General features: G+C 60.2%; 21 protein-coding genes and 1 rRNA gene (1 of these 22 cut by a window edge). 6 read left to right on the plus strand and 16 right to left on the minus strand.

Features of this window, described 5'->3' with window-relative positions:
• The 7 genes from C4K38_RS27200 to C4K38_RS27235 form a co-directional block, all read right to left on the minus strand.
• Positions 1-742: ribosomal RNA gene (locus C4K38_RS27200) — 16S ribosomal RNA — on the minus strand; it reaches 795 nt to the left of the window's first position.
• A gap of 543 nt (positions 743-1,285) precedes the next feature.
• Complete coding sequence (gene msrQ, locus C4K38_RS27210; protein ID WP_053280934.1) at positions 1,286-1,906, minus strand: protein-methionine-sulfoxide reductase heme-binding subunit MsrQ; 621 nt, start codon at positions 1,904-1,906, stop codon at positions 1,286-1,288.
• Positions 1,906-2,919 (minus strand): protein-methionine-sulfoxide reductase catalytic subunit MsrP, encoded by a 1,014-nt coding sequence (msrP, locus tag C4K38_RS27215; RefSeq protein WP_053280935.1) that lies wholly within the window; start codon positions 2,917-2,919, stop codon positions 1,906-1,908. The genes msrQ and msrP overlap by 1 nt, the downstream gene beginning before the upstream one ends.
• 63 nt (positions 2,920-2,982) lie before the next feature.
• Positions 2,983-3,840 carry a CDP-diacylglycerol--serine O-phosphatidyltransferase gene (pssA, locus tag C4K38_RS27220; protein WP_038575758.1) on the minus strand — a complete coding sequence of 286 codons (858 nt, stop codon included), beginning with the start codon at positions 3,838-3,840 and terminating at the stop codon, positions 2,983-2,985.
• Between the two features lie 145 nt (positions 3,841-3,985).
• Entirely contained in the window at positions 3,986-5,002 is a 1,017-nt protein-coding gene (gene ilvC / locus C4K38_RS27225; protein ID WP_007959661.1) for a ketol-acid reductoisomerase, read from the minus strand.
• A 45-nt stretch (positions 5,003-5,047) separates the two neighbouring features.
• Positions 5,048-5,539, minus strand: coding sequence for an acetolactate synthase small subunit (gene ilvN / locus C4K38_RS27230; protein ID WP_007924620.1), 492 nt, complete (start codon positions 5,537-5,539; stop codon positions 5,048-5,050).
• Positions 5,540-5,541: 2 nt separating this feature from the next.
• Positions 5,542-7,266, minus strand: a complete 1,725-nt coding sequence (locus tag C4K38_RS27235; RefSeq protein WP_025805338.1) for an acetolactate synthase 3 large subunit — start codon at positions 7,264-7,266, stop codon at positions 5,542-5,544.
• A 403-nt stretch (positions 7,267-7,669) separates the two neighbouring features.
• Between C4K38_RS27235 and C4K38_RS27240 the strand changes: the two genes are divergently transcribed.
• On the plus strand, positions 7,670-8,092 hold the full coding sequence (locus C4K38_RS27240; protein ID WP_053280936.1) for a DUF4124 domain-containing protein: 423 nt from the start codon (positions 7,670-7,672) through the stop codon (positions 8,090-8,092).
• 18 nt (positions 8,093-8,110) lie between these two features.
• On the opposite strand, the gene C4K38_RS27245 is transcribed toward C4K38_RS27240, so the two are convergent.
• From C4K38_RS27245 to mrcB, 3 genes are read right to left on the minus strand one after another with little or no spacing between them, the layout of a single operon-like run.
• Positions 8,111-8,446: a YqcC family protein gene (locus tag C4K38_RS27245; protein ID WP_053280937.1), complete on the minus strand. Its 336-nt coding sequence runs from the start codon at positions 8,444-8,446 to the stop codon at positions 8,111-8,113.
• Positions 8,446-9,177, minus strand: a complete 732-nt coding sequence (locus C4K38_RS27250) for a tetratricopeptide repeat protein (RefSeq protein ID WP_053280938.1) — start codon at positions 9,175-9,177, stop codon at positions 8,446-8,448. The genes C4K38_RS27245 and C4K38_RS27250 overlap by 1 nt, the downstream gene beginning before the upstream one ends.
• Before the next feature lie 16 nt (positions 9,178-9,193).
• Complete coding sequence (mrcB, locus tag C4K38_RS27255; protein ID WP_009050881.1) at positions 9,194-11,518, minus strand: penicillin-binding protein 1B; 2,325 nt, start codon at positions 11,516-11,518, stop codon at positions 9,194-9,196.
• A gap of 117 nt (positions 11,519-11,635) precedes the next feature.
• Between mrcB and C4K38_RS27260 the strand changes: the two genes are divergently transcribed.
• The 4 genes from C4K38_RS27260 (at position 11,636) to C4K38_RS27275 (ending at position 14,928) form a co-directional block, all read left to right on the plus strand.
• Positions 11,636-13,192: a bifunctional aminoglycoside phosphotransferase/ATP-binding protein gene (locus C4K38_RS27260; RefSeq protein WP_053280939.1), complete on the plus strand. Its 1,557-nt coding sequence runs from the start codon at positions 11,636-11,638 to the stop codon at positions 13,190-13,192.
• 89 nt (positions 13,193-13,281) lie between these two features.
• Positions 13,282-13,626, plus strand: coding sequence for a pentapeptide repeat-containing protein (locus C4K38_RS27265; protein WP_025805345.1), 345 nt, complete (start codon positions 13,282-13,284; stop codon positions 13,624-13,626).
• Positions 13,627-13,839: 213 nt separating this feature from the next.
• Entirely contained in the window at positions 13,840-14,112 is a 273-nt protein-coding gene (locus C4K38_RS27270) for a TfoX/Sxy family protein (protein ID WP_025805346.1), read from the plus strand.
• 15 nt (positions 14,113-14,127) lie between these two features.
• Entirely contained in the window at positions 14,128-14,928 is an 801-nt protein-coding gene (locus C4K38_RS27275) for a Crp/Fnr family transcriptional regulator (protein WP_053280940.1), read from the plus strand.
• A 234-nt stretch (positions 14,929-15,162) separates the two neighbouring features.
• Here C4K38_RS27275 and C4K38_RS27280 read toward each other — a convergent pair whose 3' ends face one another.
• The 4 genes from C4K38_RS27280 to C4K38_RS27295 are packed head-to-tail and all read right to left on the minus strand — an operon-like array spanning position 15,163 to position 18,736.
• On the minus strand, positions 15,163-16,026 hold the full coding sequence (locus C4K38_RS27280; RefSeq protein WP_053280941.1) for a ChaN family lipoprotein: 864 nt from the start codon (positions 16,024-16,026) through the stop codon (positions 15,163-15,165).
• A 21-nt stretch (positions 16,027-16,047) separates the two neighbouring features.
• Entirely contained in the window at positions 16,048-16,815 is a 768-nt protein-coding gene (locus C4K38_RS27285) for a heme ABC transporter ATP-binding protein (RefSeq protein WP_053280942.1), read from the minus strand.
• The gene (locus C4K38_RS27290; protein WP_164487051.1) at positions 16,815-17,798 is read right to left on the minus strand and encodes a FecCD family ABC transporter permease; all 984 of its coding nucleotides are present in this window, start codon (positions 17,796-17,798) and stop codon (positions 16,815-16,817) included. The genes C4K38_RS27285 and C4K38_RS27290 overlap by 1 nt, the downstream gene beginning before the upstream one ends.
• A 50-nt stretch (positions 17,799-17,848) precedes the next feature.
• The gene (locus C4K38_RS27295; RefSeq protein WP_053280944.1) at positions 17,849-18,736 is read right to left on the minus strand and encodes a heme/hemin ABC transporter substrate-binding protein; all 888 of its coding nucleotides are present in this window, start codon (positions 18,734-18,736) and stop codon (positions 17,849-17,851) included.
• Positions 18,737-18,950: 214 nt separating this feature from the next.
• On the opposite strand from C4K38_RS27295, the gene C4K38_RS27300 reads away from it, so the two are divergent.
• Complete coding sequence (locus tag C4K38_RS27300) at positions 18,951-19,268, plus strand: Rieske (2Fe-2S) protein (RefSeq protein ID WP_053280945.1); 318 nt, start codon at positions 18,951-18,953, stop codon at positions 19,266-19,268.
• Here the strand turns inward: C4K38_RS27300 and sfsA are convergent.
• Together sfsA and C4K38_RS27310 are read right to left on the minus strand one after the other, a co-directional pair.
• Positions 19,265-19,978, minus strand: coding sequence for a DNA/RNA nuclease SfsA (gene sfsA, locus C4K38_RS27305; protein ID WP_053280946.1), 714 nt, complete (start codon positions 19,976-19,978; stop codon positions 19,265-19,267). The two genes, C4K38_RS27300 and sfsA, sit on opposite strands and share 4 nt — an antisense overlap.
• Positions 19,978-21,150, minus strand: a complete 1,173-nt coding sequence (locus C4K38_RS27310) for a pyridoxal phosphate-dependent aminotransferase (protein ID WP_053280947.1) — start codon at positions 21,148-21,150, stop codon at positions 19,978-19,980. Before C4K38_RS27310 ends, sfsA begins: the two co-directional genes overlap by 1 nt.
• Positions 21,151-21,399: the final 249 nt, after the last annotated feature.

Genomic DNA, 21,399 nt, shown 5'->3' on the forward strand with positions numbered 1-21,399 from the left:
ATCAGTCCAGGTGGTCGCCTTCGCCACTGGTGTTCCTTCCTATATCTACGCATTTCACCGCTACACAGGAAATTCCACCACCCTCTACCATACTCTAGCTCGCCAGTTTTGGATGCAGTTCCCAGGTTGAGCCCGGGGATTTCACATTCAACTTAACGAACCACCTACGCGCGCTTTACGCCCAGTAATTCCGATTAACGCTTGCACCCTCTGTATTACCGCGGCTGCTGGCACAGAGTTAGCCGGTGCTTATTCTGTCGGTAACGTCAAAATACTCACGTATTAGGTAAGTACCCTTCCTCCCAACTTAAAGTGCTTTACAATCCGAAGACCTTCTTCACACACGCGGCATGGCTGGATCAGGCTTTCGCCCATTGTCCAATATTCCCCACTGCTGCCTCCCGTAGGAGTCTGGACCGTGTCTCAGTTCCAGTGTGACTGATCATCCTCTCAGACCAGTTACGGATCGTCGCCTTGGTGAGCCATTACCTCACCAACTAGCTAATCCGACCTAGGCTCATCTGATAGCGCAAGGCCCGAAGGTCCCCTGCTTTCTCCCGTAGGACGTATGCGGTATTAGCGTCCGTTTCCGAACGTTATCCCCCACTACCAGGCAGATTCCTAGGCATTACTCACCCGTCCGCCGCTCTCAAGAGAAGCAAGCTCCTCTCTACCGCTCGACTTGCATGTGTTAGGCCTGCCGCCAGCGTTCAATCTGAGCCATGATCAAACTCTTCAGTTCAAACATCTTTGGGTTTTGAGAAAACCCTAAACTTGGCTCAGCAATCGTTGGTTACATCTTTGATTTCTCGCGGAGTAACTTGTGATGCTGATAATCTTTCTGACTATCAGTCTGACTCCACAAGCACCCACACGAATTGCTTGATTCAGTTGTTAAAGAGCGGTTGGTTAAGCCTTTCGTCTCAACCGAGGCGCGCATTCTACAGCAGCCTCTGTATCTGTCAAGCGGTTATTTTAAGAAGTTTTCAAAGTTTCCTTTGCAACTTCAACCACTTGCGCTTCCGATCTCTCGTCAGCGGGAGGCGAATTCTACAGCGTTACACGCTGCTGTCAACACCTCTTTTTCTCCGCTTTCGACCGAGAAGATCGAATCGTTAATAAGGCGAAAACAAGACACCTTACCAACTCCTTCAGGCTTCGATGAACTGAAGCTTAACCGCTGTCGAAAACCGTGTAACTCATTGAATCTCAAGGAGTTTTCCGTTTCGACTGCGCCGGAAGTGGGGCGAATTATAGACCTGTAGAATCTGCCGTCAACCCCTAATTACGCTTTTGTTGCAGAAGATGGTTTTTTCACCATTAAACGGGGGATTCGACGTGTCACCGGCGGTAGCCGCAACAGTAATAACAATGCGCCGATAGAAGCGTAGATAGCCCACTCTTTAAGATCCGCCCGAACAATCCAGAGCATATGCAGTAAACCCAGCCCGAGAATGAGATAGACCAACCGATGCAGTTTCTTCCAACGACTACCCAGACGACGCTGACTGAATCTGTTGGAAGTCACCGCCAAGGCCAACAATCCGAGGAAGCCCAGGCTTCCCACAATAATGTAGGGCCGCTTACGCAACTCCACCCCCAACTGTGACCAGTCGAGCCCGAGGATAAATACGGCGTAAGCACTTAAATGCAGCACCACATAAGCAAAGCACCACAAACCGAGCTGTCGTCTTACCGCGATCCATCCCGCCCACCCCGTCAGTTTCTGCAGGGGGGTCATGCTCAGGGTGATCAGCAAAAAGATCAGCGTCCCCAGCCCCAGACGATCGACCAGCACTTTCCCTGGATCGGGCCCGAGCGCGGAGGCCCAAGCCTGGTACAACCAGAGCAAAGGCCAGATAGCCGCAACAATGAAGACGCCAAGGCGCCAGAATGGGTAGCGCATCAGTAGTTCTTCCGCAGATCCAGGCCGGTATATAAAGAAGCGACTTCATCCGCGTAGCCGTTGAACATCTGCGTCTCACGCACATTGGGACTGAACAGACCACTGGGCAGCCGACGCTCGCGCGCCTGGGTCCAGCGAGGGTGATCAACCGTAGGATTCACGTTCGCGTAAAAACCGTACTCATTGGCAGCAATGCTTTGCCAGGTAGTTTTCGGCTGTTCCCCCACCAGACTGATGCGCACGATGGACTTGATGCTCTTGAAGCCGTACTTCCACGGCACCACCAAACGCAACGGTGCACCGTTCTGGTTCGGTAGCTCGCGGCCATACATCCCCACGGCCATAATCGCCAAGGGATGCATCGCTTCATCCAGACGCAGGCCCTCTACATAAGGCCAGTCGATCAGGGCAAAACCCGAACGCTGACCGGGCATGCTTTTAGGGTCCTGAAGGGTTTCGAAGCGGATGTATTTAGCCTTCGACGTTGGCTCGACCTGCTTGAGCAACTCGGAAATCGGGAAACCGATCCAGGGAATCACCATGGACCAGGCCTCGACACAACGCAGCCGATAGATCCGCTCTTCCAACTGATAAGGCTTCATGAAGTCTTCCAGCGCATAACGCCCCGGCTTACCCACCTCCCCGTCCACCACCACGCTCCAGGGTTCGGTTTTCAGCGCGCCGGCATTGGCAGCCGGATCGCCCTTGTCGGCACCGAACTCATAGAAGTTGTTGTAGTGGGTGGCATCCTTGAACGGAGTGATCGCCTCGTCCTTGACGTTGACCGCCTGCCATTTGGTCGCTGGCAGTTTTTGCGCAAACCATGACGGCGCCTTGCCAGGCTCGACATCCGGATAGCGTCCCGCCTCTTCGGCACTGGCCCAGCGCGGCAGCGTACAGGCAGCCAGACCGGCAATGGCCCCACCCAACAGGCTACGACGAGAGAAATAAAGGGATTCAGGTGTGACGTCCGACTCTTTGCAATCAGACGACTTGGGAACTTTGATCAACATGGCAACTCCGCAGAATTGGAGGACTGATGCACCAATAGACTGCGGAGTATGGGGGAAATTACATTAAGGCAACGTTTTGCGTCGACGAAGATGCAATAAGTACTGAATCGGGCCAGAGGCCGCGTAGGCGAGGAAAACCAGCAGCAGAATCCGCGGCGGATCGCTGAAGACCACGGCGAACACCAGAACCACCGCCAGGATCGCCACGAAAGGTACACGCCCCTTCAGATCCAGCTCCTTGAAGCTGTTGTACTTGATGTTGCTGACCATCAGCATGCCGGCCGCCGCCACCATCAGCGCCACCAGGAACGACATCTTCGAACCCTGGATACCGTAATCGCTGAATGCCCAGACAATACCGGCCACCACACCCGCCGCCGCCGGACTGGCCAGGCCAATGAAGTAACGCTTGTCGGCAGTCCCCACCTGGGTGTTGAAACGGGCCAGACGCAAAGCCGCGCCAGCTACATAGATGAAGGCGACCATCCAGCCGACCTTGCCCATGTCGCCCAACGCCCAACCGAATGCCAGCAAGGCAGGCGCAACGCCGAAGGCAACCATGTCGGACAGCGAGTCATACTCAGCGCCAAAAGCGCTCTGGGTATTGGTCATGCGGGCTACGCGCCCGTCCAGGCCATCGAGCACCATGGCGACAAAGATCGCGATGGCCGCGAACGCGAAATACTTGCTCGCCCCTGCCGCGTCCCCGGCGCTCAATGCGCTCTGGGCACTCATGGAATTGATGATCGAGTAGAAACCGGCGAACAGGTTCGCGGTGGTGAAGAGGTTCGGCAGCAGATAGATACCACGATGCCGGACTTTACGGCCTTCAGCGTCATGCCCTTCTTCGACATGCTCATCGATGGGTAGCAGGCTTTCGGCGTCAGAGGCCTGGTTTGGCTCTTCGGGACGTTCGCTCATGGACATTACCTTGCAACGGTGTGAAAAGTTTCGACGATACCCAGGGCCACGATTGGACCACAAAGGATCCAGCTTTATACCAGAACCTGCCTATCCAAACGAAAAAACGCGGCCTAGGCCGCGTTTTCCCTGACAAGACTCGAACTTAGTTCTTGGCTTTGTCGACGATTTTGTTGGCACCGATCCACGGCATCATCGAGCGCAGTTGCTCGCCGATGATTTCGATACCGTGAGCGGCGTTGTTACGACGCTTGGCGGTCATCGATGGGTAGCCGGTAGCACCTTCGCTGATGAACATCTTGGCGTATTCGCCGTCCTGGATGCGCTTCAGAGCGTTGCGCATGGCCTGACGGGATTCGGCGTTGATCACTTCAGGGCCGGTCACGTACTCGCCGTATTCGGCGTTGTTGGAGATCGAGTAGTTCATGTTGGCGATACCGCCTTCGTACATGAGGTCAACGATCAGCTTCAGTTCGTGCAGGCATTCGAAGTAGGCCATTTCTGGCGCGTAGCCAGCTTCGACCAGGGTTTCGAAACCGGCTTTGACCAGCTCGACGGTACCGCCACAAAGAACAGCCTGCTCGCCGAACAGGTCGGTTTCAGTCTCGTCCTTGAAGGTGGTTTCGATGATGCCGGTACGGCCGCCGCCCACGCCAGCGGCGTAGGACAGAGCAACGTTCTTGGCGTTGCCGGAAGCGTCCTGGTAGATAGCGATCAGGTCAGGGATACCGCCGCCCTTGACGAACTCGGAACGCACGGTGTGGCCCGGGGCCTTCGGCGCGATCATGATCACGTCGAGGTCGGCGCGCGGAACAACCTGGTTGTAGTGGATCGCGAAGCCGTGGGAGAAGGCCAGGGTGGCGCCCTTCTTGATGTTCGGCTCGATTTCGTTCTTGTACAGCTGGGACTGGAACTCGTCCGGGGTCAGGATCATGACCAGGTCGGCACCGGCAACGGCCGCGGCAACGTCGGTCACTTTCAGGCCATGGGCTTCAGCCTTGGCAACGGTAGCCGAGCCTTTACGCAGGCCAACGGTCACGTCGACGCCGGAGTCTTTCAGGTTGCACGCTTGAGCGTGGCCCTGGGAGCCGTAACCGATGATGGCAACTTTCTTGCCCTGGATGATCGAGAGGTCGCAGTCTTTATCGTAGAAAACTTTCATGAATTTCCCCTATATCAGGCCGTTCGGGCCGTTCGCTAATTTGAGTTAGATGCTGAGTACTTTATCGCCACGGGCAATGCCGGTGACGCCACTGCGTACGGTTTCCAGAATCGAGGCGGTGCCGATCGACTGGATGAAACTGTCGAGCTTGTCGCTGGTACCGGTCAATTGAACGGTATACACGCTGGCACTGACGTCGACGATCTGCCCACGGTAAATATCGGTGGTGCGCTTGACCTCGGCGCGCTGGGCGCCGGTGGCCTTGACCTTGACCAGCATCAGCTCGCGTTCGATGTGAGCGCTTTCCGACAGGTCGACCAGCTTGACCACTTCAACCAGCTTGTTCAGGTTCTTGGTGATCTGCTCGATGATTTCATCGTGCCCCACGGTGGTCAGCGTCAGACGCGACAGGGTCGGGTCCTCGGTCGGCGCCACGGTCAGGCTTTCGATGTTGTAGTTGCGCTGCGAAAACAGGCCAACCACACGAGACAAGGCGCCCGGTTCGTTTTCCAGAAGCAAGGAGATAATGTGCCGCATGATTAAGTACGCTCCGTCTTGCTCAGCCACATATCGCGCATGGAGCCGTCTTTGATCTGCATCGGGTAGACGTGCTCGCTGGTATCGACCTGGATGTCGAGGAACACCAGACGATCTTTCATGGCGAACGCTTCTTCCATCTTCGGTTTCAGATCCTTCAGGTCCGTGATGCGAATGCCCACGTGCCCATAGGCCTCGGCCAGCTTGACGAAATCAGGCAGCGATTCCATGTAGGAATGCGAGTGACGGCTACCGTAGTTCATGTCCTGCCACTGACGCACCATACCCAGCGCACCGTTGTTCAGGTTGATGATCTTGACCGGCAGGTCGTACTGCAGGCAGGTCGACAGTTCCTGAATGTTCATCTGGATACTGCCCTCGCCCGTTACACAGGCAACGTCAGCATCAGGGAAACTCAACTTGACGCCCATGGCCGCAGGGAAACCAAAACCCATCGTGCCCAGGCCGCCGGAGTTGATCCAGCGATTGGGTTTGTTGAACCGGTAGTACTGCGCCGCGAACATCTGGTGCTGGCCCACGTCGGAGGTCACATAGGCGTCGCCCTTGGTCACTTCGCAGAGGGTCTCGATCACGGTCTGCGGCTTGATGATGCTGCCGTCGCCCTTGTCGTAAGGGAACAGGCCACGATCACCGCGCCACTCCTCGATCTGCTTCCACCAGCTGGCGACCGTGTCCTTGTTCGGGGTTTCGCCGATTTCCTTGAGGGCCGCGACCATTTCGGTCAGGACGCTCTCTACCGGACCCACGATCGGCACGTCTGCCTTGATGGTCTTGGAGATGGACGCCGGGTCGATGTCGACATGGATGATCTTGGCGTTCGGGCAGAATTTCGCCGGGCCGTTGATCACACGGTCGTCGAAACGCGCGCCGACTGCCAGGATCACATCGGCATGGTGCATGGTCAGGTTGGCGGTGTAGCTGCCGTGCATGCCGAGCATGCCGACGAACTGACGATCGGTGCCAGGGTAGGCACCCAAGCCCATCAGGGTATTGGTGACCGGCAGGTTGAGCATTTGCGCCAGTTCGGTCAGCGGCGCGGAGCCGCCACCAAGGATCACGCCGCCGCCTGCGTACAGCACAGGACGCTTGGCCGCCAGGAGCATTTCTGCCGCCTTGCGGATTTGCCCGGAGTGACCACGAACAGCTGGGCTGTAGGAGCGCAGCTTCGCTTTTTTAGGGAAAACGTATTCGAACTTTTCAGCCGGATTGGTCATGTCCTTAGGGACATCGACCACGACTGGACCCGGACGACCGGATTGCGCCAGGTAGAACGCCTTCTTCATGACTTCCGGGATTTCCGAAGCGTGCTTGATCATGAAGCTGTGCTTCACGATCGGCCGGGAGATACCGATCATGTCGGTTTCCTGGAACGCGTCGGTACCGACCATGGTGCTAGGCACCTGACCGGAAATGATCACCATTGGAATGGAGTCCATATAGGCAGTGGCGATACCGGTGATGGCATTGGTCGCGCCAGGGCCGGAAGTCACCAGTACCACGCCGGCTTTGCCGGTGGCACGGGCGTAGCCGTCAGCCATATGGGTAGCCGCTTGCTCGTGACGAACCAGGATGTGGGTCACTTCCGGTTCTTTGAACAGGGCATCGTAAACATGAAGGAGAGCACCACCCGGGTACCCATAGATATATTTGACGCCTTCGTCACGCAAAAAGCGGACGAGCATCTCACCGCCAGATAAAAGCTCCACGTTGTTCACCTCTAAAACGCCAGAATACCGCCCTCTTGAAAGGGGACGGGTCTTAATAGGTTTACTTCTCAGCAGAGCATGAGCGACGGTGGTCGCCGACTACGTCAGCACTGACTGAGCAAGTATTGGGAGTGCCCCAAGTGTTGCGGGGTTTTCCCACCCAGCGCGAGGTAACGCGTTGCGGGTGTAGCAGGTCGGCGCGGATGTGCGCCTCATGTTCTGCCGAGTGGGTCTGCTTCTGGCAGTCCCTCTACAGCGGACTTTGGATTCTTCTGTTTCGCCCTCTGCAAGTCAAGACGTCAATGTGCTTTATTCGAACTAAGCGCATGAGAACGCAAGAAAAAACCTGTAAACGACGAGTGTCTGCGCTTCAATTGCGCAATCCTGGATAAGGAATTCAAAAATGCGAACCTTCGCCATGACCACTGGCCTGCTGCTCGCCATGAGTCTCCCCTGCCAGGCCGGGCAAATTTACAAATGGGTCGACGCCCAGGGGGTCACCCATTTCGACGCCCAGCCACCCCAAGGCGTGACCAGTACCACCATCACCCTGCCGAAAAACCCGAAAGGTGCGCCCCACACGCCGCCACCCGACAAGCCGGACAATCAGCAACAGGTCATGAATAACCAGGCCAAGCAACAGCTCGCCAGGCAGGAAGCCGAGCGCAGGCGTTTTTGCACACAGGCACGGGCCAGCCTGGCGCAGTTGCAGAACAACCCACGCCTGAGCGAGAACATCGAGGGGGGAGTGCGCCGCCTGACCGAGGAACAACGTCAGCAGCGCATAGTGGAAACGCAGAAGGCGATAGACAACCACTGCCGCTAGGCAGTGGTTGCAGAGGTTTCAGCGGGTAGTGACTATCAGTTGGTCGAACTCTTTGAGCAGGATCTGCAACTGAAGATCCCGCCCCTGCATCGAACGACCGGCGAACACCACCTCGGCCATTTCCTGGATCCCCGAAGCGCTGGGCAGAGGCAGATCCTGCTCGAGAATCATCTTCATCCGCGGCAGGAAGATCCATTGCAGCCACTGCTCGAATTCCAGCGTGTCCACGGCAAAAGGCTCGACGCTGGCCAGGGCCTCGGCGCTCGGTGGGGTGTCATCCCACAGGCCCTGCAGCCGCAACTCACGCTCGATCAACAGCAACTGCTCGGCGATCTTTGGAAAACGCGCATCCATCACAGCGATACCTTGGCTTTTTGCCGAGCCTGAGCGGCACCGGCGGCATCGCCCTGCTTCTCGCGCGCCTGGGCGATCAGCGCCCACAGGCTGGCCTGCAGGTCCGGACGACCGTTGGCGAAGCTCAGGCCGCGACGGGCAAACTGTTCAGCCTGGGCCGCATCGCCCTGGGCCATGCGTACCTGGGCCAGGCGATACAGCACCTGCGGCTCACGCGGCGCTACACGCTGGGCGCGCTCGAGGCTGGAGGACGCGCCGTTCAGATCGCCACTCGCCTGTTGCTGCTGAGCGGTGGTCAACAGCGCCAGCACAGGGCCATCCAGCTGCTCATCGGCGGACAGCCCGCCAGAGCTGGCCGAAGGCACTCCGCTCGGCGTCGGTGGCAAGCTGTAGCTGCCCTGATTGATCGGCGCGGACTGGATCGGTGAGGTATCGATAGGCCCAGGGGTGATCGGGCCCGGGGTAATCGGTGCGCTGCTGATTGGCGCGGCAGTGGCCGCAGCCCCGCCCGGCACCATCACCACCACGCCCGAGTCCTGCGGAATACTTTGAGTCTGTGCCTGCGCCGGACGCTTGACCGTCGTCTTGCGGAAGCCGCCGTTTGCCGATATGCGCTCACTGTTGGACACGGCGGTACCGGAGTCCACCACCGGAATCGAGCCACGCTGCACGCTGGCGCAACCATTGAGCAAAGCCAGAGCTGTAATAGCTGGAATCCACCACTTGTTCACGTCAAACCCTCTTCGCTTAATTCATCCAGCCCTTGACCCAATCCATCACCGACTCAACAGGCGCCGGGACATCGCCGCCGCATGCAGGACCGGGAGGGGGCTCACTGCCGCGAATATACGGCATCTGTACGGCGCCCGGACAGTTGGCATCCGAGCCTTGCCCGGTCCGCGAGTCGACCCAGGCCTGCACCACGTTATCCGGTTGCGGCATATCCAATGGCAGCGGGTCGGCCTTGCGCATGAAACTGGTCCAGACCTGCAATGCGCCAGTGGCGCCGGTGAACGGTGTCTTGCCGTTGTCATCACGCCCCAGCCAGACCACCGCCAGCAGATCCTGGCTGAAACCGGCGAACCAGCTGTCGCGGGAATCGTTACTGGTACCGGTCTTGCCCGCCAGCGCCAGGGAACGCGGCAGCACGTTGTAGACCGAACTGCCGGTGCCTTCGCGCATGACGCGCTGCATCGCGCTCTGGATCAGATAGATCGAACCCGGGTCGAACCGTTGCTGGATCTGGAACGGATAACGCTTCAGCGGCTCGCCTTCGGCGGTCAGCACACTACGGATCCCGCGCATCGGGGTATTGAAACCGCCGTTGGCCAGGGTCTGGTACATGGTGGCGACTTCCATCGGGCTCAAGCCCCCCGCCCCCAGCAGCATCGAAGGGAACGCCGGGAATTCGCGGGTGACGCCAAGGCGCCCCAGGGTTTTCAGCACGTTCGGCACACCGACTTCCAGGCCCAGGCGCGCGGTCGACAGGTTATAGGAGTGGGCCAGCCCCTGATAAAGGAAGACCGTGCCGTGGGAACGACGGTCATAGTTCTGGGGTTTCCACACTTGCCCGTCGCCGCCCTTCACCGAGAAAGCCTCATCGGAGAGCCAACTGGTCAGGGTGTACTGGCTGGGTTTCTCCAGCGCCGTCAGGTAAACCGCGGGCTTGATCAGGGAGCCGATCGGCCGCACCGCATCCAGCGCCCGGTTGAAACCGGCAAATCCAGCCTGGCGACTGCCGATCATGGCCTGGACTTCGCCGGTTTCCGGGTTGGTCACCACCATCGCCGCTTCGACTTCATCCGATCCTTTGCGCCCGGCCAGACGCTTGAAAGTGTCACTGACCGAAGCCTCGGCCTTCATCTGCAGAATCGGGTCGAAACTGGTGAAAATCCGCAGCCCTTCCTCGGTCAAGTCTTCGTCGCGGTAATCCTCACGCAGCTGACGCTTCACCAGGTCCAGGAAGCCAGGGAACGAGCTGTCCGCCAGGCTGCCACGCTTGGTCACGCCCAGGGGCATTTTCTTCGCCGCTTCGACCTGCTCCGGCGTCGCCACACCCTGTTGCGCCAGCAGATCGAGTACCAGGTTACGCCGCTCCAGCGCGCGCTCCGGATAACGACGCGGGTTGTAATAGGACGGCCCCTTGACCATCCCCACCAGCAAGGCGATCTGATGCAACTTCAGTTCGGCCAGCGGCTGGCTGAAGAAGAACTGGCTGGCCAGGCCGAAACCGTGCACCGCACGCTGGCCGTCCTGACCGATGAAGACTTCGTTGAGGTACGCCTCGAGGATCTCGCGCTTGTCGTAATGCAGCTCAAGCAGCAGAGCCATCATCGCTTCGGTGAGCTTGCGGCTCAGGCTGCGCTCGTTGGTCAGGTAGAAGTTCTTGACCAACTGCTGGGTCAGGGTACTGCCGCCCTGGCGCATGGCACCGGACGAGGTATTGACCCACACCGCCCGTGCGATCGACTTCGGCGACACGCCAAAGTGGCTGTAGAAATCCCGGTCCTCGACCGCCACCAGGGTTTCCAGCAGATAAGGAGGCACCTGATCGATCTTGATCAGGATCCGGTCTTCGAGGTTCTTCGGATACAGGCCGCCGATCAGCAGCGGCTCCAGGCGTACCACGGCCAGTTTCGAGCCTTTGCTGCCTGACAGCTCGGCCACGTAGTCGCCGGAAAAACGCACCCGCACCGGTTGTGCCTGCTCCATACCCTCATAGAACTGGAAACCACGGGTATTGAGTTCGACGGTGTTACCACTGACAGATGCGGCACCAGGGCCGTTGACCACGCTTTCGCGGCGATAACCGAGTGCGTCGAGTTCGGTGAGGAAATCGTCCTTGCTGAGCTTCTGTCCGACGAACAGCTCCAGCGGGCGCGCATAGACCTTGGCCGGAATGGTCCAGCGCTTGCCGGAGAACTTCTCCTGGACCACGGCATCGAGATAAACCGCAAAGCCGGCGAGCACCACCAGAGCGACCAGACCGAGCTTCAAGGCCCAGCCCAGCCAGGGGCGCGGGCCACTAGACGGACGTTTTTTAGCGGAACGGGGGGATCGAGTACGAGTCATGGCGGCGGATTATACGCACTTTATTCATAGTCAACAGGAGCCGCCCGAGGTTTGCGTTAGCCCTGTCAGCGGCCATAATGACGCCCTTGAATTTTCCCCGACTCTGAAGGATCGCCTGTGAGCCAATCCCTGATCGCCGCCCTGCAAAACCCGGCCCTCTACCCGCATCCCGTAGACGGATTCCAGGTCATCGAGACCCATATTTCCTGGGTCCTGCTCACCGGTCCCTATGCCTATAAGCTGAAAAAGCCGGTCAACTTCGGCTTTCTCGACTTCACCGGCCTTGAGGCACGCGGGCACTTCTGCGGCGAAGAGCTGCGTCTCAACCAGCGCCTGACCGATGATTTGTATCTGGAAGTGTTGCCGATCACTGGCAGTGCCGAAGCACCGCAGATCGCGGGAGACGGCCCGGTCATCGAATACGCGCTGAAAATGCGCCAATTCCCGCAAAGCCAGCTGCTCAGCACGCTGCAAGCCAATGGCGAACTGACCACTGCGCACATCGACGAAATGGCCCGGCAGATTGCCAGGTTCCACCTCGACGCCCCGCGAGTTCCCGCGGCCCACGTAGCCGGCACCCCGGAAAGCGTAATGGAACCGGTGCGTCAGAACTTCGAACAGATCCGCCCGTTCCTCAGCGACAAGGCCGACCTGCAACAGCTCGAAGCCCTGCAAGCCTGGGCCGAAAGCAGCTTCGAACGCCTCAAGCCACTCTTCGCCCAGCGCAAGGCCGAGGGTTTCATCCGCGAATGCCACGGCGACATCCATCTGGGTAACGCAACGCTTATCGACGGTAAGGTGGTGATCTTCGATTGCATCGAGTTCAACGAACCGTTCCGCTTCACTGACGTCTATGCCGACGCCGGTTTCCTCGCCATGGACCTGGAAGACCGCGGCCTGAAGTGCCTGGCACGTCGTTTCATCAGCCAGTACCTGGAACAGACCGGTGACTATCAGGGTCTGGAACTGTTGAATTTCTACAAAGCCTACCGCGCCCTGGTACGCGCCAAGGTCGCCCTGTTCAGCATGCCGGCCGACGCCAGCCCGATGCAGCGCGCCACGGCCCTGCGCCAGTACCGCAACTACGCCAACCTGGCAGAGAGCTACAGCACCATTCCGTCGCGCTTCCTGGCTATTACTTCCGGCGTTTCCGCCGTTGGCAAAAGCCATGTGGCCATGCGCCTGGTGGAAGCTTTGGGCGCCGTTCGCCTGCGCTCCGATGTCGAGCGCAAACGCCTGTTCGGCGAGCAGCAGGTACAGAACGATCCGAATGTCGGCATTTATAATGCCCAGGCCAATAATGCGACCTATGACCGCCTGCATGAACTGGCCGGTATCGTCCTGCGCGCCGGTTTCCCGGTGGTCATCGACGCCACCTACCTCAAGCGCGACCAGCGGGATGCCGCAGCCAAGGTTGCCGAAGCGACTGGTACTCCTTGCCTGATCATCGACTGCAATGCCCCGCAGGCCGTCATCGCCAGCTGGCTGGCGCAACGCCAGGCCGATCGCAACGACCCGTCGGACGCGACCCTGGCCGTGATTGAACAGCAGCAAGCCAATCGCGAAGCCCTGAGCGCCGAAGAGGTGCTGCGCAGCAAGCGCGTCGAGACCAATGAAAGCGGGAGCCTCGACACCCTGGTGGCGAACATTCGCCAGCGCCTCCCAGGTCTGTAATCAACTATTTCAGCCGTGAAATCGTAAAGATTTCACGGCTGAAATTAGTGGCACTATACTGGCGTCATAATTCCAGCAGGGACGCCCCCATGAGTCAGCCCACACTTCTCGACACCCCCCTTTACGCTTTGCTGCACAAAGACGACATCGACGGCTTCAATCGGGAACGCCCGAAAAATCAACCTGTCGACATGCGCGGCGGCGATTTTCGCGGCCTCGACCTGCGCGAGCTGAACGCCGACGGCATCGACTTCACCGACGCCTATTTCCGTTCTGCCGACCTGCGCGGCCTCGACCTGCGCAATTCCTCCATGGAAGGTGCCAGCCTGGCCCATGCGCAGATCTCCGGCGCCTACTTCCCACCCGAACTGACCGCCGATGAAATCCTGATGTCCGTCAATTTCGGCACTCGTCTGCGCTACCGCACCAAGTAACCGCCCCTTTTGCTCCAAGGTCCGGCGCCCTCCGCCTTACGCTGGACTTGGCTTGCCCCCCTCCTCCCTCCCCCCTCTGCTTCTGACGTGCTTTCCTCTGTCGCCTTAGAAGCTTTTGCGCCAAAACCGACCAAAGAACAGCGCTTTTCCTACTGAGCGCTACACTCCTTTGAGACTTGCCCACGCACCATTCGGCCGTCGCAAGGAGGCTTGATGAATGATGAATTGCAACACCTGAAGAACCTTGGCAAGACGTCGGCACAATGGCTGCATGCGGTGGGCATCCATAGCGCTTCGGACTTGCGCCGCCTGGGGGCGGTGGATGCCTATCGGGCCGTGCGGACCCGAGGGTTTCGAGCCTCGAAGGTGCTGTTGTACGCCATCGAAGGCGCGCTGATGGATGTGCACTGGAACGATATTCCGGCAGAACGCAAGGAAGCACTCAACAAACAGCTGGACGCCATTTCTACACGCCACAAGAACTGACCTGGCAGGCTTCTTATGTATTTACTGGGGGAACAACCGGCTTACGCCGACGCCTTGATCAATCGGCTGCAGAGCATCCCGCCGCGCCTGCTGGAAGGCCTGCTACCGTCCGGCGACGTATTGGAAGTGGCCCCTTCCAAGGACCTCTCCAGCAGCCTTGCCGACAGCCAGCTGTTCCTGCTCGAAAGCGGCCAGGTACAAGCCAGCATCGATGAGCGCCCACTGTTTTATCTGCATGAAGGCGATCTGCTCGGGCTGCGCCGAGGAGCGGAGCTACCGCGCTGGCAACTCAGCAGCGAGCAGCCGTTGAGCCTGATCCCCTATCAGCGTTCCGCGGTGTTCCAGCATCTGTATGCCGACGAACAGCGTTCCGAACTGTTTCTGCAGTACCTGATCGGACAAACCGCCCTGCTCTCCGATGCCGTTGCCCGCCTCAAGCAACCCGAGTTGCGCAATAGCAACGGTTTTCAACGCGTGGCCAAGGGCGAGGTGCTGATTCACCAGGGCGATGACGCCGATCATGTGTTCGTGATTATCGAAGGGCACGCCGAAGCCTTTGTCGACGGACACAAGGTCGGAGACGTGCCCAAGGACGAGATCTTTGGTGCGATGGCCGTTTTCACCGGGGAGAAACGCAACGCCAGTGTGATTGCCAGCGAGCCATGCACCCTGATGCTGATCCCCAGGAACCAGTTTCTCAGCCTGACTCAGAGCAATCCACGTATCGCCCATAGCCTGATCGAAAGCATGGCGCGGCGAATCGACCTGTTGAACAAGGAAGTCAGCCGCCTGCACAGCCTGAGCGCCAACCCTTAAAGCCCCGTATTTACGGGCAATCCAAACGAGCGTTTGGCGGAATTCGCAGAAACAGGAAAAACCTTGTTGACTTGGAAATGAGAATCGTTATGATTATCACAACTGGTCGCGAGATCAGTCGATAACCTGGAAGACCAGTGGTTCGGACTCTCAGATTATCTCCTCATCAGGCTAATCACGGTTATTTGACCCGGCTCTTGCCGGGTCTTTTTTTGCCTGGAAAAAGGTCATCGCCTACTGGCGCATCTGGGCGCAGTAATCCTTCTCCGACAGCCGCGCGCTGTACCACACGTAATCCGCGCTTTGTGGCGATACCTGCGTGCCCTTCTGCGCCAGCATCAGCACCACGGTGCCGTCCGATGCATCGAGGTCCTGCAGGTGAACCGGCACCCCGACATCCTTGCGCCCATGAAAGGCCCCGGCAAAAAGCAGCGCCGGCGTCGGTGCCGCCAGCAAGCGCTCGGCCATGCGCCGGTCACGTTGCTGCTGCACCGCCAGCATTGCCGGCATCTGGCTTTCGGGCAGCAGGCCACAATGGGAGTCACGGACTTGCCGCAACAACTCGTTGCGCACCGACGCGGCATTCGAGTGTTCGCCACTCAAGGCCGGTGCCTGGCGATAGATGTCACGAACTTCGGAGCTATCCAGATTGGCGGCCAGCAACGGATAAGGCTGGAGCAACGCATAACGCACGATAGGTCCGTACAACGCCCAGTCCCAACCCGGCGACCAGGCCAGCGCGCCAGGCAGATCATCAGGCAAGCCCTGCGTCGCCTGGTGCTGGCGAAGCGAGTCGACTCGCGGTTGCTGGTCCGGCGTGAGCATCTCCAACAGCAGGCTGCCTTGCACACGCTGGGTCGCCATCGCCCGCAACAACCACAACTGCAAGGCATGATGTTCGGGGTGGTCATGCTGCTCGCCGATAATCACCCGAGGCGCCTGGGACAGACGAACGACCAGCTCCTCCGGGCTCAGGACCTTTCCACTGCGCAGATCTTGAATCGCCCCGCTTTCAGCCTGGACAGGAAGTTCAGGCATGACCGGCACGCCCTGGCAGGCTGCCAACAGCAACACACTCAGGATCAATAGCACACGCATCTTGCGTCTCCGCGAATCGCCTCAGCGGGCGATGATCAAAGGGTGGCCCCGCTCGGGATGCGCCTGCACCAGTACCTCCAGTCCGAACACCGCCTTGAGCGGTTCGGGCCGCAGCACCTGCGCCGGGCAGTCCAGCGAGTGGGGCCGCCCGCCTTCGAGCAGCAACAGGCGATCACAATATCGCGCGGCGAGGTTCAGATCATGCAGGATCACCAGGACCGCGACCCCACGATCGGCAAACTCGCGAATGGCCTGCAGCGTGACATGTTGATGCAAGGGATCGAGAGCTGAGGTCGGCTCATCGAGCAACAGGGTCTGGCCGACCGCGCCCGGCCATAGCTGCGCCAACACCCGGGCCAGGTGCACCCGCTGACGTTCGCCGCCCGACAAGGCCACATAGCTGCGACCGTGCAAATGCCCGGCATCCGCCGCTTGCAGGGCCTGCATGACGATCTCGTCATCCCGTGCCCGGCCGCTTTGATAAGGCAGGCGTCCCAGGCCGACGACCTCTTCGACCTGGAAGGCGAACTCGAGCGTCGAACTTTGCGGCAGCACCGCTAACCTTTGCGCCTTTTGCCCACCGTCCCATCTGGAGAGCTCGCACTGGTCAAGCCAGACCTGGCCATGGTCGGGTTTCAGCTCGCCGCACAAGGCCGCCAGCAAGGTGCTTTTACCTGCGCCATTGGGCCCCAGCACTCCCAGTACTTCACCGGGCTTGAGCTCGAGGTCGATTCCCTCCAGCACGGTTTTCCTGCCACGGCGCACCGCCAGTTTTTCCGCTCGCAGCATCAGGCGCGCCCTCGCAATAACAGAAACAGAAAGAACGGCGCACCGATAAAGGCGGTCACGATGCCAATGGGCAACTCCGCAGGCGCCAGCGCCAGGCGCGCCACCAGATCAGCCAGCAACAGCAGGCTGGCGCCGGCCAGTATCGACGCCGGCAACAGGGTCCGGTGATCAGGCCCCGACAGCAGGCGCACCAGATGAGGCACCACCAGCCCGACAAAGCCGATCAGCCCGGCAGCGGCGACGGCGGCACCGACACCCAGCGCGGTACAGAACACCAGCTCCCGTTTCAGCCGTTCGACATCGATCCCCAGGTGACCGGCCTCGGACTCGCCCAGCAGCAAGGCATTCAAGGCCTTGGCCCGGCGCGGCAGCCACAATGCCACGGCCGCGCTGACCAGCAGCAGTGGCCACAATCTCGAATAGCTGGCGCCGTTGAGACTGCCCAGGTTCCAGAACGTCAGGGTACGCAAGGTCGCATCGTCGGCCAGGTAGGTGAACAGGCCTACCGCCGAGCTGGCCAAAGCCGTCAACGCAATCCCGGCCAACAGCATGGTCGCCACATGGGTCTGGCCGTTGCGCCGCCCCAGGCGGTAGACCAGCCACGCCACCACCAAGCCACCGAGAAAGGCACAGAACGACAGCAGGTAAGGACCGATCGCTTCCGGCACGCCCCCCAGCAGCGAGCCGCCGACGATGGCAAAGGCCGCGCCCAGCGCCGCGCCACTCGATACGCCTACCAGCCCCGGGTCGGCCAAGGGATTGCGAAACAGCCCTTGCATTGCCACGCCGGACAGCGCCAGGACGCCCCCTACCGCCAGCCCCAGCAAGGTGCGCGGCAGGCGAATCTGCCCGAGGATCAGCTCGGCCTGCTCCAACCCCTGCCCCTCAATGGGCAGGCCCAGCAGACGCAAGGCGGCGCGTAGGGTATCGAGCAGCGGCAGGCTGACCGGCCCGAGCGCCAGGGACAACCAGATCGCCAACAGACACAGCAGGCTCAGGCCAATGAACAAAGCACGGGGTTTAAGCAAAGGGGTCATTGGGCAATGCTGGCCTGGCCCGACTCGGCTGGATAGAAATCGGCCGACAGCCTTTTCAGGCTCTGTGGCAGGCGTGGCCCCAGGCCTCCCACCAGCAAGGTCGGATCAATCTCGAAGACCCGGCCGGCCTTCGCCGCACCGCTGGACGCGAGGATCGGGTTTTCCTTGAACAACGCGGCACGGGCGGCGTCACCGCTCAGGCTGCGATCGGCAAACACCAGCACCTCGGGGTTGAGTTCGGCCAACGACTCCGTGGAAAAGGGTTTGTAACCCGTGTGGGTGGCAAGATTGCGTCCACCCGCCTGCTGCAACAGCCAGTCGGCAGCGGTGTCCTTGCCGGCAATCAAAGGTTTGCCGCCCGCATGCCCGAGCAACAGCAGCACACCCGGTGCCGCCTGCTTTTTCCGGGCCTGGCTGACCCAGGCCTGCTGCTGATCCAGCTGCTGCTTGTATTGCTCGAACAGCTGCGTCGCCTTGTCTTCGCTGCCCAGCAACTTGCCCAGATGCTGCAGGTTACCCTGCAGGGTCGGCAGGTCGGCCTGGGCCGAGAACAGCTCGACCTGTACCCCGGCGCTGCGAACCTGCGAGAGTACCGGCGGCGGCCCCATCTCTTCGGTACCCACCAGAATCTGCGGGCGCAGGCTGAGAATGCCTTCCGCCGACAGCTGGCGCTGATAACCGATACTCGGCAGCTTCTTCAGGGATTCGGGATTCTGGCTGGTGGTGTCCACGCCCACCAGCTTCGATTCGGCGCCCAGCGCACTCACCCATTCGGACAAGGCGCCGCCAGCGCTCACCCAGCGTTGCGGTAACTCGACCGCCGCAGCGGCATGGCTGGCCAGCAGTCCGACACAGAGCGCGATTGCGCGGGCACTCGAACGCATAAAGGTATTTCCTTCAGAGAGTGGGCCCACGGAAGCCGCCGTACATGTGACATGCCCTGCAACCCAGGCATCGAAATGAGCAAGCGCCCCACAGGCGAAACGGCTATTTGATAATTGTTTGCATTTGACCGTCAAGCACAGACATGTTTCATCAAGCGCCCGTGGGGAAACTGTGACAGCCTGAGCCCAGAGCCGTCGCTTACCGAGGATAGACATGAAGTTTCTTTGCGCCCCCGGCGATTTGCCGGAGGCTTCCAGCCGAGGTTTCAACCTCGAAGGCCAACCGCTTTTCGTGGTGCGCCGCGATCAACAGGTCTACGTCTACGCCAACCGCTGCCCCCATCGCGGGGTCGCTCTGGAGTGGCAGCCCGATCAGTTTCTCGATCCAAGCGCCAGCCTGATTCAGTGCGCCACCCACGGTGCGCTGTTTCTGATCGAAAACGGTGAATGCGTGGCCGGCCCCTGTGCCGGACAATCCCTGACGGCCATCCCCTGTAGGGAAGACAGCCAGGGCATCTGGGTCCAGCTTTAGCCGTTGAGCAATACGTCCAGACGGCGGTCGATGCACACTTCCTCGGCGGTCAAACGCACGCCGTAAGCCAATACCTCGACCCCGGACGCCACGGCCTCGCGCAACGCCGCGGCATAACCGGGGTCGATCTCTTCGGCCGGTCGCACCGCCTCGACACCCGAGAGGTTGACGCAATACAACTGCACCGCCCGGATACCGTCACGCGCCAGGCAAGCCAGCTCCCGCAGGTGCTTGGCGCCACGCTGGGTCACCGCATCCGGAAAGGCCGCGACCGCGGAACCGTCGAAGCCCAGGGTAACGCTTTTGACTTCGACGAAAGCCGGGCCGTCCGGGTAGTCCAGGCGGAAATCGATCCGGCTGTTTTCCTGGCCATAGGGCACTTCCCGCTTGAGAGCAGTAAAACCGCTCAATTCGCCAATCACCCCGGCGCGCAAGGCTTCCTCCACCAGCGTGTTGGCCCGCGCCGTGTTGACGCAAGCCAGCCGGCCCTGGGGCGTTTCGCTGATTTCCCAGGTCCCGGGCAATTTGCGCTTGGGATCATTGGAACGGCTGAACCAGACCTGCCCGCCCTCGACCATGCAATTGAACATGGAACCGGTGTTGGGGCAGTGAATGGTCAGCAACTCGCCGCCAATGGTTTCGATATCGGCGAGAAAACGCTTGTAACGACGGACCAGGCGACCCTCTTCGAGGGGAGGATGAAAGCGCATCAGCCTTGCCAGCTCCGCAGGCCACGGGCAATCCGCTCCACCGCTTCCTGCAGGCGCGGCAGGCTCTGGGTGTAGGCGAACCGGACATGGTGCCCGGCCTGATGGCGACCGAAATCCAGCCCCGGGGTAAAGGCAACGTGCTCGGTCTCGAGAAAGTGCCGGCAGAAAGCAAAGGCATCGCCGCCGAAGGCACTGATATCGGCATACAGGTAGAACGCGCCTTCCGGCTCTACCGCAATGCCAAAGCCCAGCTCACGCAGGGCTGGCAGGAGGAAGTCGCGGCGCCGCTGAAACTCGTTGCGGCGCTCTTCCAGGATACTGATGGTGCCTGGCTCGAAGCAGGCCAGAGCGGCGTACTGAGCCATGCTCGGGGCACTGATATAGAGGTTCTGCGCCAGCTTCTCCAACTCGCCGATCGCCGCCTGAGGCGCCACCAGCCAACCCAAGCGCCAGCCGGTCATGCCGAAATATTTGGAAAAGCTATTCAGGACAAAGGCGCTGTCATCAACTTCCAGCACGCTGGCGGCATCGCTGCCGTAGGTCAGGCCGTGGTAGATCTCGTCCACCACCAAATGGCCGTTACGCGCCTTCACCGCAGCCGACAGCCCCGCCAGCTCGTCACGGGTGAGCAGGGTTCCGGTGGGGTTGGCCGGCGACGCCACCAGGGCGCCGACGCTGTCCTGATCCCAATAACGCTCCAGCAGATCCGGCGTCAGCTGATAACGCACGTCCGGTCCGACCGGCACCAACTGCGCAGCACCTTCCACCAGGCGCAGGAAGTGCCGGTTGCAGGGGTAGCCCGGGTCCGCCAGCAGCCAGTGCTTGCCTGGGTCGACCAACAGGCTGCTGGCCAGCAGCAATGCGCCGGAACCACCGGGCGTGATCATGATGCGCTCGGGGTCGATATCCAGCCCGTAACGCTGTCGATAGAAACCGGAGATAGCCGTGCGCAGCTCGGGAATCCCGCGGGCGGCGGTGTAGCGGGTCTTGCCCGCCTCCAAAGCAGCCTGCCCGGCCTTGATGATCGGCTCAGCCGTGGTGAAGTCCGGTTCACCGATTTCCAGGTGAATCACATCGTGCCCGGCCGCTTGCAGCTCATTGGCGCGGGCCAGCAGGGCCATCACGTGGAAAGGTTCGATAGCGCGGCTGCGCGCACTGTAGGGCTGAGCCATTAGCCTTCCTTCATTGAAGTGAGCAAAAAACCGATTCTACCCAACCCCGGGGACAAGGGAGAGCCCAAAGCCTTCGAGCACCCGCCATTCCCCCATAAAGAAGACGAACGCCAGGCCCAGGCTTGGCTAAAATCATTAATTGACCAGGCCCCCGAACTGACCAGGCCAGACGGCATCGACCTTTGCAAGCACCGTGGAACGCGGGCTCGACAACCGGGAGTAGCGCCGCCCGATTTGATCTGGTAAGTT

Source organism: Pseudomonas chlororaphis subsp. piscium, assembly GCF_003850345.1.
In the GTDB taxonomy this organism is placed as follows: Bacteria; Pseudomonadota; Gammaproteobacteria; order Pseudomonadales; family Pseudomonadaceae; genus Aquipseudomonas; species Aquipseudomonas piscium.